The sequence below is a fragment of the Streptomyces sp. NPDC057137 genome, from assembly GCF_042670825.1.
Taxonomy (GTDB): Bacteria; Actinomycetota; Actinomycetes; order Streptomycetales; family Streptomycetaceae; genus Streptomyces.
The window spans coordinates 1-16,983 of record NZ_JBHUUW010000109.1 but is presented as its reverse complement, the minus strand read 5'-3'; the positions used below and the strand labels follow the sequence as shown (position 1 = coordinate 16,983).

Sequence of the window (16,983 nt, the reverse complement as noted above, 5' to 3'; positions counted from 1 at the left end):
GACTTCTGTCCGCGCGCAGGAGCGGGAGGGGCCGGCCGCCCGGGGGCAACCCCAGGGGTACCCCTGACAACGTCGTCCTAGGGGGCTCTACGGGTAGCTGGGGGCCGGCGGCGGAGCTGATGATCGTTCCCTCAAGACGAACGCCTGCCCGGCGTTTTCGAAGCACGCGATGAGGGAGGCACTCGCCATCATGTCGAGTGATCTTGTTCACGGTACGGATGCAATCGCAATCACCGGCATGTCATGCCGCCTCCCCCAGGCACCCGACGCCAACTCCTTCTGGGAGTTGCTGCGGTCGGGGCGCAGTGCGATCACCGAGGTGCCGCAGGACCGCTGGGACCCGGAGGAGGTGCTGCCGGACTCACCGGAGCGGCATCGCGCCGCGTTGCGCCACGGCGGGTTCCTCGACCGCGTGGACCGGTTCGACGCGGCGTTCTTCGGGATCTCGCCGCGCGAGGCCGTGGCGATCGACCCGCAGCAGCGGCTCTTCGCCGAGCTGGCCTGGGAGGCGCTGGAGGACGCGGGAATCGTCCCCGAGACGCTGCGGTCCAGCGCGACCGCCGTCATCGTCGGAGCGATCGCCGGGGACTACGCGGCGCTGGCACACCGCGGTGGTGCGATCACACAGCACTCGCTGCCGGGGCTGAACCGCGGTGTCATCGCCAACCGGGTGTCGTACGCCCTGGGCCTGCGCGGCCCGAGCATGGCGGTCGACTCGGCGCAGTCGTCGTCGCTCGTGGCGGTGCACCTGGCCGTGGAGAGCCTGCGCAAGGGCGAGGCCACCCTGGCGCTCGCGGGCGGTGTGGCACTCAACTTCGCGCCCGAGAGCGCCGAAGTCGCCGGGATGTTCGGCGGGTTGTCGCCGGACGGACGCTGCTTCACCTTCGACGCGCGGGCCAACGGCTACGTACGCGGCGAGGGCGGCGGTGTCGTCGTACTGAAGCCGCTGGCGGACGCGGTGCGCGACGGGGACACCGTGTACGGGGTCATCCGTGGCAGCGCGGTCAACAACGACGGCTCCACCGACGGGCTCACGGTGCCCAGCGCCGAGGCGCAGGCGACGGTGCTGCGCCAGGCGTGCGAGGACGCGGGCGTGGACCCGGCCGAGGTCCGCTACGTGGAACTCCACGGCACCGGTACTCCGACGGGCGATCCGCTGGAGGCGGCGGGTGTGGGCGCCGCGTACGGCAGCGCGCGCCCCGCGGGCTCCCCCGTACTCGTCGGCTCGGCCAAGACCAACGTCGGGCACCTGGAAGGCGCGGCGGGAATCGTCGGGCTGATCAAGACGGCGCTGAGCATCCGGCACCGGGAGATCCCGGCGAGCCTCAACTACGAGACGCCCAACCCGCGTATCGACCCCGAGGCGCTGAATCTGCGCGTCCAGACCGCGTCCGGCCCGTGGCCGGACGCGCCGCTGCTGGCCGGGGTCAGTTCCTTCGGTGTGGGCGGGACGAACTGCCATGTCGTACTCGCCGAGGCGCCCGAGCCGGTCGTGTCCGAGGAGGACGCGCCGCGTGGCGAGGAGCCGGAACTCCCGCTGGCTCCCTGGCTGGTGTCCGGGCGTACGGAGGCGGCTCTGCGCGCCCAGGCCGGGCGGCTGCTGGAGCGGCGGACGGCGGACGCCGACGCGTTCGACATCGGCCGCTCGCTCGCCGGCACACGTACCCACTTCGAGCACCGCGCCGTCGCGCTCGGGCTCGAACACGACGCGCAGCTGGCGGCGTTGAAGGCCGGCGACGACGTACCCGGGCTCGTCACGGGCGTCACGGGCGACCACGGGAAGATCGCTCTGGTGTTCCCGGGGCAGGGCTCGCAGTGGGAGGGCATGGCCCGCGAGCTGATGCGCACGTCGGCGGTCTTCCGCGCGTCGATCGAGGCGTGCCACGAAGCCCTCGCCCCGTACGTCGACTGGTCGCTGCTGGACACGCTCACCGACGAGTCCGGCGCGACGTCCCTCGACCGCGCGGACGTCGTCCAGCCCGTGCTGTTCGCGGTGATGGTCTCGCTCGCCAGGGTGTGGGAATCGCTGGGCGTACGGCCCGACGCGGTCATCGGGCACTCGCAGGGCGAGATCGCCGCGGCGCACGTCGCGGGAGCGCTCGACCTGGCGGACGCCGCCAGGATCGTGGCCCTGCGCAGCCGGACGATCATGACGCTGGCGGGTACCGGAGCGATGGCGTCGGTGCCGCTGGCGGCCGACCGGGTCACCGAGTACATCGCCCCCTTCGGCGACGGGCTGAGCATCGCCGTCGTCAACGGGCCCGGCACCACGGTCGTGGCCGGAACCCCTGAGGCCATCGCCGAGCTGCTGGCCCGCTGCGAGAGCGACGGGATCCGCGCGAAGGCCGTCTCCGGCGTGGACTTCGCCTCCCACTCGCCGCACATGGACGCCATCAAGGACCGTCTCCTTGAGCAGTTCGCCGGGGTGACGCCGCGTTCGTGCGACATCGCGTTCTACTCGACGGTCACCGCGGGCGCCGTCGACACGGCGGGGCTCGACGCCGACTACTGGTTCTCCAACCTTCGCCGGCCCGTTCTCTTCGAGAAGACCCTCCAGGCCATGGCCGAGGACGGGTTCGGCACGTTCGTGGAGTCGAGCCCGCATCCCGTTCTCACGGTCGGGCTGCGCGCGACGCTGCCGGACGCGCTGGTCGCGGACTCGCTGCGCCGCAACGAGGCTCCGTGGCCGCAGCTGCTGACCTCCCTGGCGGAGCTGCACGTATCCGGTCTGCCCGTGGACTGGTCGGCCGTCTTCGCGGGGCGTGCGCCGGGCCGCGTGGCGCTGCCCACGTACGCCTTCCAGCGGGAGCGCTACTGGCCCGAGGTCTCGACCGCGTTCGAGACCTCGGCGCGCGGCGCCGTCCAGCTCCAGGAGGCGCCACGTGAGGAGACCCCCGCGGGGGGCGAGTCCACGTGGTCGGGCCGGCTCGCCGGACTGCCGGCGGACGAGCGCGCCCGTACGGCGCTTGAGCTGGTGAGACTGCGCACGGCGATCGTGCTCGGTCATCTGAACACGGACTCGGTGGAGGTCGGCCAGGCGTTCCGCGAGCTGGGCATGGACTCCACGATGGCGGTCCAGCTCCGGCAGAACCTCGTGGACATCACCGGGCTGGCGCTGCCGGAGACCGTCGTCTTCGACTACGCGAGCCCGTCCCGGCTGGCCCGGCGGCTGTGCGAACTGGCCCTGGGCGACGACACGTCGTCGGCCGCGTCCGCGCTGTCGCGGTCGTCGGTGCTGGACGCCGACGACCCGATCGTGATCGTCGGCATGGCCTGCCGTTACCCCGGCGGCGCCAGTACCCCGGACGAGCTGTGGCAGCTCGTCGACGACGGGGTGAGCGCGATCTCGGGGTTCCCCACCGACCGCGGCTGGGACCTGGACGCCCTGTACGACCCCGAGCCCGGGGTGCGGGGCAAGACCTACACACGGCACGGCGGGTTCCTCGACGAGGCCGCCGAGTTCGACACCGAGTTCTTCGGCATCAGCCCGCGCGAGGCCACGGCGATGGACCCGCAGCAGCGCCTGCTGCTGCAGGTCACCTGGGAGGCGCTGGAGCGCGCCGGGATCGACCCGGACGGCCTCCAGGGCAGCAGCACCGGTGTGTTCGTGGGCGCGATGTCACAGGAGTACGGCCCCCGGCTGCACGAGGGCGACGACGGGCTGGGCGGCTATCTGCTCACCGGCAACACCGCGAGTGTCGTCTCCGGGCGGATCTCGTACACCTTCGGTCTCGAAGGTCCGGCGGTGACGGTCGACACGGCGTGCTCGTCGTCGCTCGTCGCGATGCACCAGGCGGCGCAGGCGCTGCGCGTCGGGGACTGCTCGCTGGCCCTGGCGGGCGGCGTCGCGGTCATGGCGACCCCGGGCATGTTCGTGGAGTTCGGACAGCAGCGTGGGCTGGCTCCCGACGGGCGGTGCAAGTCGTTCGCCGGTGCGGCGGACGGCACGATCTGGGCCGAGGGCGCGGGCATGGTCCTGCTGGAGCGGCTGTCGGACGCGAAGGCGAACGGACACACCGTCCTCGCCGTCCTCCGTGGTTCCGCGGTCAACCAGGACGGTGCGAGCAACGGTCTGACCGCTCCGAACGGTCCGTCCCAGCAGCGGGTCATCAACGCCGCCCTGGCCGGTGCGGGTCTCACTCCCGACCAGGTCGACGCGGTGGAGGCGCACGGCACCGGAACGCCCCTGGGCGACCCGATCGAGGCGCAGGCCCTGCTGGCGACATACGGCCAGAACCGTGAAGAACCGCTGTGGCTCGGGTCGTTGAAGTCGAACATCGGCCACACGCAGGCCGCCGCCGGTATCGGCGGGGTCATCAAGATGATCGAGGCGATGCGCCACGGCACGCTGCCCCGGACGCTCAACGTCGACGAGCCGAGTCCGCACATCGACTGGGACTCGGGCAATGTGCGGCTGCTGACCGAGGCCCGTGCCTGGCCGGAGACCGACCACCCGCGACGCGCGGCGGTCTCCTCCTTCGGCATCAGCGGCACCAACGCCCACCTCATCATCGAGCAGGCCCCCGCGACGCCGGAGCCCGCCGAGGACGACCACGAGCAGGACGCGCCGCAGACGGCCCTCGTCCCGTGGGTCCTGTCCGCCAAGAGCGCCCCCGCGCTCCGCGACCAGGCGCGGCGCCTTCTCGACCATGTCATCGCGCGTCCCGGGGTCCACCCGGGGCACATCGGCCAGGCGCTGACCGCCACCCGCGCACGGTTCCAGCACCGCGCGGTGGTGGTGGGGGCCGGCCGTGACGAACTGCTGGCGGGTCTTCAGGCGCTGAGCAACGACGAGTCCTCACGCGCGGTCGTCACCGGTACGGCACGGGAGGGCACCACCGCGTTCCTGTTCACGGGACAGGGTGCGCAGCGGGCCGGGATGGGCCGCGAGCTGTACGACACGTACCCGGTCTTCCGGGACACGTTCGACGAGGTGTGCTCCACCCTCGACCGGCACCTGGACGCCGAACAGGCGGTCAAGGACGTCGTCTTCGCCGAGGACCCGACCCTGCTCAACCAGACCCGGTACACGCAGGCCGCGCTCTTCGCGATCGAGACCTCCCTCTACCGGCTGGTCGAGTCCTTCGGGATCACCCCGCAGCATCTGACCGGCCACTCGATCGGTGAGATCACCGCCGCCCACGTCGCCGGAATCTTCACCCTCGACGACGCCTGCCGGCTGGTGGCCGCGCGCGGCTCGCTGATGCAGGCCCTGCCCGCCAACGGCGTCATGATCTCGCTGCGCGCCACCGAGGCACAGGTCGTCCCGCTCCTCGACGGCCATGAACACCACGTCAGCATCGCGGCGGTCAACGGACCCAACTCCCTTGTCATCTCGGGCGACGAGGAAGCCACCACCGCCATCGCCGCCGCTCTCGCGGAGACGGGTGTCAAGACGCGGCGCCTGACGGTCTCCCACGCGTTCCACTCGCCCCACATGGATCCCATGCTGGCGGAGTTCGAGCGCACGGCGGCGGACCTCACGTACCACGCCCCGACCATCCCGATCGTGTCCAACCTCACCGGGCAGCTCGCGGACCACCGCATCACCACCCCGCGGTACTGGGTCCAGCACGTCCGGGACGCCGTACGGTTCGCCGACACCATCACCACGCTCGACCGGCTCGGCACCCGGCACTACCTCGAACTCGGACCCGACCCCGTCCTCACGACTCTTGTCAACGAGACTCTCGGCGCCGGCCGGGGCGCCACCCCCGCCGCTGTTCTGCGCAAGGGGCATCCGGAGGCCACGACGCTCCTCACGGCGCTCGCCACCGCGCACACCGCCGGCGCGCCCGTCAACCTCGGCGCCCATCTGCCGGCCCCCGGTACCCTGCCCGACCTCCCCACGTACCCCTTCCAGCGCCAGCGCTACTGGCTCGCGGCCACCACCGCCGCCGGGGACGTGTCGTCGGCGGGGCTGACCGCCACGGGACACCCGGTGCTGACCACGGCCGCCGAACTGCCCGACCCGGGCGGGCTGCTGCTGACCGGCCGGGTGAACGCGTCCTCGCCCAACTGGGCGGCGGACCACGCCGTCTTCGGCACCCCGGTCATGCCGGGCGTGGCGTTCGTCGACATGCTGCTGCACGCCGCGGCACTGGTCGGGCGCCCCCGTATCGAGGAACTCACCCACCATGTCTTCCTGGCCCTGCCGGAACACGGCGCCCTCCAACTGAGGGTGGTCGTCCGGCCGGCGGACGACTCCGGGCGGCGGTCCTTCGCCGTCCACTCGCGGCCCGAGGACGCCCCGCTGGGCGCCGACTGGACCTGCCACGCCACCGGTGCGCTCGGTGTCGCCCCGGCCGTACCGCCGGCGCTGCCGCCCGTGGACGCGGCCTGGCCCCCGGCCTCCGCCCAGGTCCTCGACACCGACGGCTTCTACCGGCGGATCGCCGAGGCCGGGTTCGGCTACGGCCCGGTCTTCCAGGGGCTCGGTGCCGCCTGGGAGGACGGGGACACGCTGTACGCCGAGGTGGCCCTGCCCGCGGGCACGGCCCCGGGCGCGTACGGCGTCCACCCCGGTCTGCTCGACTCCGCGCTGCACCCGATCGCCCTGGCCGCGACCGGTGCCGGGACGGACGGCACGCTCTACGTGCCGTTCTCGTGGAGCGGTGTGACCCTCCACGCGTCCGGCGCGCACACCCTGCGGGTCCGGCTCGTGCGCTCGACGCCGGAGACGGCCGCGCTGACCGTCACGGACCCGTCCGGCGCGCCGGTCCTGACCGTCGACTCCCTCGCCATGCGCGGGGTCCGTGCCGAACAGCTCGAAGCCGCCAGGCCCGACCGCGACGGTGCGCTGCACGAGGTCGCCTGGCGCGCGCTCCCCGCACCGCCACGCTCCAACTCGCGCCCCGACGGCGCCGGCTGGGCCGTGGTGGGCGACACCCGTGACCCGCGAGTCGCCGCCGTGCTGGCGGCGCTCGGTGCCGCGGCCGAGTCCTACCCGGACGCCGAGGCGCTGCGCGCCTCGCTGCGGGCCGGCGCCTCCCGGCCCACGACGATCGTCGCCCGCTGTGCCACCGGGGCCGCCGAGGACGGCGCCGACCCGGTCGCGGCGGCGCACATCGAGACGCGCCGCGCCATGCGTCTGCTCCAGGCCGTCCTGGCCGACGGGGCGCCGGACTCCCGCCTGGTGATCCTCACCGAGAACGCGCGGTCCACCGGAACCGGCGACGCGCCTGCCGACCTGGCCGGTGCGGCGGTCTGGGGCCTGATCCGTTCGGCCCAGTCCGAGCACCCGGACCGGTTCACGCTCCTCGACGTCGACGGTTCACGGGCCTCCGACGAGGCCGTCGTCGCGGCTCTCTCCACCGGTGAGCCCCAACTGGCCCTGCGCGAGGGCCGGTTCTTCGTACCCCGCCTCGCCCGTCTGACCCCGGGCGCGATTCCCGCCACGGCGTTCGACGCGCGGCGTACGGTGCTCATCACCGGCGGCACCGGCGCGCTGGGCTCCCTGCTCGCGCGCCACCTGGTCACCCGGCACGGCGTCAGGAAGCTCCTGCTCACCAGCAGGAGCGGCCGTCCGGCGGACAGCACCATCACCGCGGAACTCGCCGAACTCGGCGCCGAGGTCACGATCGCCGCCTGCGACGTGACCGACCGGCTGTCGCTGGAGACCCTGTTCGCCGGCCTGCCGACGGAGCATCCGCTCGGCGCGGTGGTGCACTGCGCGGGCGTCCTGGACGACGGTGTGGTCACGGAGCTGACCGAGGACCGGCTGGCCGCGGTGCTCCGCCCCAAGGTGGACGGCGCGTGGAACCTGCACCAGGTGACCCGTGACATGGGCCTGGACCTGGACGCCTTCGTGCTGTTCTCGTCGGTGGTCGGTGTCCTCGGCTCGCCCGGACAGGCCAACTACGCCGCCGCCAACTCCTTCCTCGACGAACTCGCCGAGCACCGCCGTACCGCCGGGCTCCCCGCCAAGTCCCTCGCCTGGGGCCTGTGGGAGAGCGGCATGGCCGACACGCTCGACGAGCAGGACCGGGCACGTATGAGCCGCGGCGGACTGTCGCCGATGCCCACCGAACGGGCGCTCGCCCTCTTCGACGCGGCACTCGCGACGGCGCGAGCGGTACTCGTGCCCTCCGGGGTCGATGTCTCCGGCGCGCGCACCCAGCGGGCGTCGATGCTGTCCCCGCTGCTCGCCGAACTGCTCCCGGCCCAGGCACCGCCCGCCGAACGCGGCGGTGAAGCGGTCGACGAGTCCTCGCTGCGCCAGCAGCTGGCCGTGCTGCCCGAGCCCGAACAGCGGGAACTCCTCCTGGAAGTCCTGCGCAAGCATGTCGCGGCCGTCCTGGGCCACAGCTCTCCGCTCGCCATCGACCCGGAGAGCTCGTTCAAGGACCTCGGTTTCGACTCGCTCGCCGGCATCGAACTCCTCATGGTGCTGGGCGAGTCGATGGGGCTGCACCTGCCGTCCACGATGCTGTTCGACCACCCGACGCCCGAGTTGCTGATCACGCACCTCAGGGACGAACTGGTCGACGACGACGCCGTGCCGGTCGTCGCCGTGGACACCGCCGCCGTGGCGGTGGCACCGCGTGACGACGACGAACCCATCGCCGTGATCGGCATGGGGTGCCGCTACCCGGGTGGCGCCACCACGCCGGACGAGCTGTGGCGACTGGTCACCGAGGGAGTGGACGCCATCGGCTCCTTCCCGACCAACCGAGGCTGGGATCTGGACGAGTTGTTCGACCCGGACCCGGACATGCGCGGGAGGACCTACGCCCGCACGGGCGGGTTCCTCTACGACGCCGACCGGTTCGACCCGGAGTTCTTCGGGATCAGCCCCCGCGAGGCCCTCGCGCTCGACCCCCAGCAGCGCCTTCTCCTGGAGACCACCTGGGAGACGTTCGAGAACGCGGGCATCCGCCCCGACACCCTGCGCGGCAAGCCCGTCGGCGTCTTCGCCGGCGTCGTCACCCAGGAGTACGGCTCCCTCGTCCACCGGGGCACCGAGCCCGTCGACGGCTTCCTGCTGACGGGTACGACGGCGAGTGTCGCCTCCGGGCGGCTCGCCTACACGCTGGGCCTTGAGGGCCCGGCGGTCACCGTCGACACCGCGTGCTCCTCCTCACTGGTCGCGATGCACCTGGCGTGCCAGTCGCTGCGCAACGGCGAGTCCTCGATGGCCCTGGCCGGTGGCGCCACCGTCATGGCCAACCCCGGTATGTTCCTGGAGTTCAGCCGCCAGCGCGGCCTCGCTCCGGACGGCCGGTGCAAGTCGTTCGCCGGTGGCGCCGACGGCACCATCTGGGCCGAGGGCGCGGGCATGGTCCTCCTGGAGCGGCTGTCCGACGCCAAGGCCAACGGACACACCATCCTGGCCGTCATCCGCGGCTCGGCCGTCAACCAGGACGGCGCCAGCAACGGCCTCACCGCTCCGAACGGTCCGTCCCAGCAGCGGGTCATCAACGCCGCCCTGGCCGGCGCGGGCCTCACCTCCGACCAGGTCGACGCGGTCGAGGGACACGGCACCGGAACCCCGCTGGGCGACCCGATCGAGGCCCAGGCGCTCCTGGCGACGTACGGCCAGAACCGTGAAGAGCCCCTGTGGCTCGGATCGTTCAAGTCCAACATCGGACACGCCCAGGCCGCCGCCGGTATCGGCGGAGTCATCAAGATGATCCAGGCCATGCGCCACAGCACACTCCCCCGGACCCTGCACGTCGACGAGCCCAGCCCGCACATCAACTGGACCTCGGGCAACGTACGGCTCCTCACCGAGGAACGTGCCTGGCCCGAGACCGACCACCCGCGCCGCTCCGCCGTCTCCTCCTTCGGCATCAGCGGCACCAACGCCCACGTCATCCTCGAACAGGCCCCCGAGACACCGGTGCCCGCCGAGGACGACCACGAGCAGGACGCGCCGCAGACGGCCCTCGTCCCGTGGGTCCTGTCCGGCAAGACGGAACAGGCCCTCCGCGACCAGGCCCAGCAGCTGCGCACGTACCTCGGACTCAACCCCGGGCTGCGCACGGAGCGGGTCGCTCACGCGCTCGCCACCACCCGGGCCCAGTTCCAGTACCGGGCCGTGGTGCTCGCGACCGACCACCGGGCGTTCGACCACGCGCTGGGCGCGCTCACCCTCGGCGAGCCGTCCCCGGCACTGGTCCGCGGGATGCCGCACCCCGGCAAGACCGCGTTCATGTTCACGGGACAGGGCGCTCAGCGGGCCGGCATGGGCCGCGAGCTGTACGACGCCCACCCGGTCTTCCGGGACACGTTCGACAAGGTGTGCGCGACGCTCGACCGGCATCTTCAGGCCGAGCGGCCGGTGAAGGACGTCGTCTTCTCGGACGACGCGACCCTGCTCAACCAGACCCGGTACACGCAGGCCGCGCTCTTCGCGATCGAGACCTCCCTCTACCGGCTGGTCGAGTCCTTCGGGATCACCCCGCACTATCTGACCGGCCACTCGATCGGTGAGATCACCGCCGCGCACGTCGCCGGAATCTTCACCCTCGACGACGCCTGCCGGCTGGTGGCCGCGCGCGGCTCGCTGATGCAGGCCCTGCCCGCCAACGGCGTCATGATCTCGCTGCGCGCCACCGAGGCACAGGTCGTCCCGCTCCTCGAAGGCCATGAGCACCACGTCAGCATCGCGGCGGTCAACGGACCCAACTCCCTTGTCATCTCAGGTGACGAGGAAGCCACCACCGCCATCGCGGAGGCCCTGGCCGAGACGGGAGTGAAGACGCGGCGCCTGACGGTCTCGCACGCGTTCCACTCGCCCCACATGGACGCCATGCTGGACGAGTTCGAACTCGTCGCCGGAGAGCTGATCTACCACAGCCCGACCGTCCCGATCGTCTCCAACCTCACCGGCCTGCTCGCGGACCACTACATCACCACCCCGCAGTACTGGGTCCAGCACGTCCGGGAGGCCGTACGGTTCGCCGACGGCATCACCACCCTGGACCGGCTCGGTGTCCGGCACTACCTGGAACTCGGACCCGACCCCGTCCTGACCACCATGGCGCAGGACAGCGTGGCCGACGACAGCGACGCCACCCTCGTCGCGGCCCTGTACCGCGACCGGGACGAGAACCACAGCTTCCTCTCCGCCCTGGCGACCGCGCACGCGCACGGCATCCAGGTCGGCTGGACCCCGGTGATCGGTGAGACCTCGGTCCCCGCCCTCGGCCTGCCCACCTACCCCTTCCAGCGCCAGCACTACTGGCTGGAGGCGGCGAAGCCCACCTCGGGTGCCGACGGGCTGGGGCTGACGGCGACCGACCATCCGGTGCTCACCACCTTGGCCGAACTCCCGGACGGGGCCGGGCACTTGTTCACCGGCCGTGTCTCCGGGAACGATCCGGACTGGGTGGCCGAGCACATCATCTTCGGGACGATGATCGTCCCGGGTGTGGCTTTCGTCGACCTCCTGCTCCACGCGGCACGCCATGTGGACTGCGAGCACATCGAGGAACTCACCCACCACGTGTTCCTCGCCGTGCCGGAGCGCGCCGCCCTTCAACTGAGGCTTCTCATCGAGCCGGCCGACAGCTCCGGCAGCCGGGCCTTCGCGTTCTACTCCCGGCCGGAGGACGTACCGGTCGAGACCGACTGGACCCTGCACGCCACGGGAGCGCTCGGAGCCGAACGCCGGGAGGTCCCGGCGGGTGCCGAGTCGCTCAGGAACGAGGTCTGGCCGCCGGACATCTCGGACACCATGGACGTGGCGGAGTTCTACCGCCGGGTCACGGACGGGGGCTTCGGCTACGGACCGCTGTTCCGCGGGCTCAAGAAGGCCTGGCAGGACGGGAACACGACGTACGCGGAGGTCTCCCTGCCCGCCGGTTCCGATCCCGGCGACTACGGCATCCACCCCGGTCTGCTCGACTCGGCGCTCCAGCCGGCCGCGCTGATCATGGGCGAGACCGAGGCGGCCGACTCGATCCGGGTGCCGTTCTCCTGGGCCGGTGTGTCCCTCCACGCGACGGGCGCCAGCTCCCTGCGGATCCGCCACACCTGGACCACACCGGACACCGCGTCGCTGGTCATCGCCGACCAGACGGGGACACCGGTCATGACGATCGACTCCCTCGCCATGCGGACGGTCGGCGCCGACCAACTCGCCGCCACGCGTGCGGCCGACGCCGGAGAGCTGTACAAGGTCGACTGGGTCGACGTCCAAACCGTGGAGGACAAGACCCGGAGCGAGGCCGGCGCCAAGTGGGCCGTGGTCGCCGACCCGGCGAACACCCAGGTCACGGCGGCGCTCTCCCCGCTCGGCGCGGCGGTCGAGGTACAGCCTGACGCGGTGACACTGCCGACGACACCGGGAGACGACACCACCAGGCCGGACGTGGTCTTCACCTGGTGCGTCTCCGAGCCCGGCACCGACCCGGCACAGACGGCGCGCTCCTTCACGCACCGCGTACTCGGTCTTGTGCAGGCGATCCTCTCCGACGACCGGCCGGACTCCCGCCTGGTGATCCTCACCAAGGGCGCGATGTCCACCAGTACGGGCGGCGCGGCCGACCTGGCCGGAGCCGCGGTCTGGGGACTCGTCCGCACCGCGCAGACGGAACACCCCGATCGGTTCACCCTGATCGACCTCGACGGTTCGGACGCGTCCCTGCGGGCCGTCCCGGCCGCCCTGAACGCCGGCGAACCCCAACTGGCCGTGCGCGAAGGCCGACTTCTCGCCCCGCGCCTCGCCCGAATCGGCACCGCCGACCCCGAGCCGACCGCGTCACCGACGTCGTTCGACCCGGACAGGACGGTGCTCATCACCGGCGGCACCGGCGCCCTGGGCACGCTCCTCGCCCGTCACCTGGTCACCCGGCACGGTGTGAAGAAGCTGCTCCTCACCAGCCGGCGCGGCCGTCCGGCGGACAGCACCATCACCGCGGAACTCGCCGAACTCGGCGCCGAGGTCACCATCGCGGCCTGCGACGCCGCGGACCGGCAGTCGCTGGAGGCCCTGCTGGCGAGCCTGCCGGCCGAGCATCCGCTCGGCGCGGTGGTGCACTGCGCCGGAACGCTCGACGACGGCATCGTCACGGCGCTGACTCCCGAACGGTTCGACGAGGTGCTCCGTCCGAAGGTGGACGGCGCGTGGAACCTGCACGAGCTGACCCGTGAGCTGGACCTGGACGCCTTCGTGACGTTCTCGTCCGTGGTCGGTGTCCTCGGCTCGCCCGGGCAGTCCAACTACGCCGCCGCGAACGTCTTCCTGGACGAACTGGCGGAACACCGCCGTACGGCCGGACTGCCCGCCAAGTCCCTCGCCTGGGGACTGTGGGAGAGCGGCATGGCCGACACCCTCGACGAGCAGGACCAGGCGCGGATGAACCGCGGCGGTCTGCTGCCGATGCCCGCCGAACAGGCGCTCGGGCACTTCGACTCGGCGCTCGACGCGGACCGGGCCGTGGTGGTCCCGGCCAAGCTCGACCTCGCCGGGCTGCGTGCCCGCGCCGCGACCGTCCCGGTGGCGCCGATCTTCCGTGGTCTTGTCCGTACGCCGCTGCGCAGCGCCGCCCAGGCGGGCGGCGCGGGAGCGGAGGTCGGAGCGCTCGGGCAGTCGATCGTCGGCCGACCGGAGGCCGAGCAGGACCAGATCATCCTGGACTTCCTGCGCAATCACGTGGCCACCGTCCTCGGACACGGCTCGCCGAACGCGATCGACCCCGCGCACTCCTTCAAGGAGCTCGGGTTCGACTCGCTCAGCTCGGTGGAACTGCGCAACTCGCTCAACAAGGCGTCCGGGATGCGACTCCCGTCCACGCTGTTGTTCGACTACCCCACCCCCACGGTGCTGGCCGGCTTCATCCGGAACCAACTGGCGGGCACCAAGCAGGCGGAGGCAGGCGCGCAAGTGGCCCGCCGTACGACCCGCAGCGCCTCCTCGCGGAGCGATGCGGCCGACCCGATCGTGATCGTGGGTATGGGGTGCCGCTTCCCGGGTGGCGCCAACACACCCGAGGAGCTGTGGAAGCTGGTCTCGGAGGAGCGCGACGCGGTGGGGGCCTTCCCCGACAACCGTGGCTGGGACATCGAGAACCTCTTCGACGACGACCCGGACGTACGCGGCAAGTCCTACGCCAGTGAGGGCGGGTTCCTCTACGACGCCGACCGGTTCGACCCCGAGTTCTTCGGGATCAGCCCCCGCGAGGCCCTGGCGCTCGACCCCCAGCAGCGGCTCCTCCTGGAGACCGCCTGGGAAGCGTTCGAGAGCGCGGGCATCCGCCCCGACACCCTGCGCGGCGCGCCGGTCGGCGTCTTCGCCGGCGTCGCGGCCGGGGAGTACGTCTCGCTCACCCACCACGGTGGCGAGCCCGTCGAGGGTTACCTGCTGACGGGTACGACGGCGAGTGTCGCCTCCGGGCGCATCTCGTACACGCTCGGTCTTGAGGGTCCGGCGCTCACGGTCGACACCGCCTGCTCCTCGTCCCTCGTCGCGATGCACCTGGCGTGCCAGTCGCTGCGCAACGGCGAGTCCACGATGGCTCTCGCAGGTGGCGCCACGATCATGTCCAACCCGGGCATGTTCATGGAGTTCAGCCGCCAGCGTGGTCTCGCTCCCGACAGCCGCGCGAAGTCGTACGCGGCCGGCGCCGACGGCACCATCTGGGCCGAGGGCGCGGGCATGGTCGTGCTGGAGCGGCTGTCGGACGCCAAGGCCAACGGCCACACGGTGCTCGCCGTCATCCGCGGCTCTGCCGTCAACCAGGACGGTGCGAGCAACGGCCTCACCGCGCCCAACGGACCGGCCCAGCAGCGGGTCATCAACTCCGCCCTGGCCGGGGCGGGGCTCAACCCCGACCAGGTCGACGCGGTCGAGGGACACGGCACCGGAACGCCACTCGGTGACCCGATCGAGGCCCAGGCTCTGCTCTCCACCTACGGCCAGAACCGTGAAGAGCCGCTGTGGCTCGGATCGTTCAAGTCCAACATCGGACACGCGCAGGCCGCCGCCGGTGTCGGCGGGGTCATCAAGATGATCCAGGCCATGCGCCACGGCACGCTGCCCCGGACACTGCACGTCGACGAGCCCAGCCCCAACATCGACTGGGAGTCGGGCAACGTACAGCTGCTGACCGAGGCCCGTGCCTGGCCGGAGACCGACCACCCGCGCCGCTCCGCCGTCTCCTCCTTCGGCATCAGCGGCACCAACGCCCACCTCATCCTTGAGGAGGCGCCCGCTCCCACCCACCCGGAGCCGGCCCCGGAGAGCGCACCCGGGGCCACCACGGTCCCCTGGATCCTCTCGGGCAGGAGCGAGCAGGCCGTACGGGACCAGGCCCAGCGGCTCCTCGACCACGTCTCCGCGTACCCCGAACTCCAGCCGGTCGACATCGCGTACTCCCTGGCCACCGCCCGTACGTCCTTCGATCACCAGGCCGTCGCGATCGGCGCCACCCGTGACGAACTCGTCGACCGTCTCCGGGCGCTCACCCAGGACCCCGGGACCGGCTTCCTGCACGGGCAGTCCCACTCCAAGAAGGTGGCCCTCCTCTTCACCGGTCAGGGTTCCCAGCACCCGGGCATGGGTCGTGAGCTCTACGACACGCACCCCGTCTACCGGGACGCGTTCGACGAGGTGTGCGCCACCCTGGACCGGTACCTGGACGCCGACCAGACGGTCAAGGACATCGTCTTCGCCGACGACCCCACCCTCCTCAACCAGACCCGCTACACCCAGCCCGCCATCTTCGCCCTCCAAGTGGCCCTCACCCGGCTGCTGGTCGACGAGTTCGGCGTCTCCCCCACCCATCACATCGGCCACTCGATCGGCGAGATCGCGGCGGCCCACACGGCGGGGATCCTCACGCTCGACGACGCCTGCCGCCTGGTCGCCACCCGCGGCGCCCTCATGCAGGCCCTCCCCGCCACCGGCGCCATGCTGGCCGTGGAGGCGACCGAGGAGGAGGTGCTCCCGCACCTCACCGAGCGGGTCGGTATCGCGGCCGTCAACGGTCCGCGTGCGGTGGTCGTCTCCGGCGACGAAGCCGATGTCGTCGCCATCGGGGAGGAGTTCACCGGTCAGGGACGGCGTACCCGCCGGCTCACCGTCAGCCACGGCTTCCACTCGCACCACATGGACCCGATGCTCGACGAACTCCACGCGGTCGCAGACACGTTGACGTACCACGTACCGCGCACACCGGTCGTCTCCACCGTCACCGGCCGTCTGGCCGGCTCCGAGATCACCAACGCCACCTACTGGAGCGATCACGCGCGCAACGCCACCCGCTTCCACGACGGCCTCACCACGCTCCACGAGCAGGGCGTCACGACGTACATCGAGATCGGCCCCGACGCCGTACTCGCCGCACTGACCCGTGAGGCGCTGCCCGACGCCACCGCCGTACCGCTGCTCCGGGCCAAGCTCTCCGAGCCGGCCACTCTGCTCGACGGGCTCGTCCAGGCCCATGTGTCCGGTGCCACGGTCGACTGGGAAGGGTTCCTCGCCCGACGCGGGGGCCGGAGCGTCGACCTTCCCACGTACGCCTTCCAGCGCCGCCGCCACTGGCTGGAGACCGCCGACCCCGTCGGTACGGCCGCCGGCCTCGGTCTGGAGTCCGCGTCCCACCCGCTGCTGGCGACGACCACCGAACTCCCGGACGGAACCAGCCTGTTCACGGGGCGGGTGACGCTGGCCGACCACCCGTGGCTCAGCGACCACACCGTCATGGGAACGGTCATCCTCCCGGGCACGGCCTTCGTGGAGCTGGCACTCCACGCGGCCGAGACGGTGGGCCTGGACGAGATCGCGGAACTCGTCCTGCACGCGCCGGTGACCTTCGGATCGCAGTCCGCGGCCCTTCTCCAGGTGATCGTCGGCCCTGACGACCCGTCGGCGGGCCGCACCCTCACCATCAGGTCGCGCTCGGAGGAGGACCAGTCCTGGACCGAGAACGCGACCGGCACGCTCGGCGCCCTGGTGGCGGTCTCCTGACCCCGGCCGAGCGCGCGAGGCCCTGACACAACGGCGGCCGCCCGCACCCTCTCCGTGGAGGGTGCGGG

1 protein-coding gene is annotated in these 16,983 nt (G+C 72.0%); it reads left to right on the top strand.

Features of this window, described 5'->3' with window-relative positions; translation table 11 throughout:
- Positions 1–169 precede the first annotated feature (169 nt).
- Complete coding sequence (locus tag ACFT9I_RS38715; protein WP_382572312.1) at positions 170–16,915, top strand: type I polyketide synthase; 16,746 nt, start codon at positions 170–172, stop codon at positions 16,913–16,915.
- Positions 16,916–16,983 lie beyond the last annotated feature (68 nt).

What these genes read in the sequence shown, in the direction of transcription:
- ACFT9I_RS38715 (WP_382572312.1), top strand. Translation starts at nt 170, where the DNA reads ATGAGGGAGGCACTCGCCATCATGTCGAGTGATCTTGTTCACGGTACG.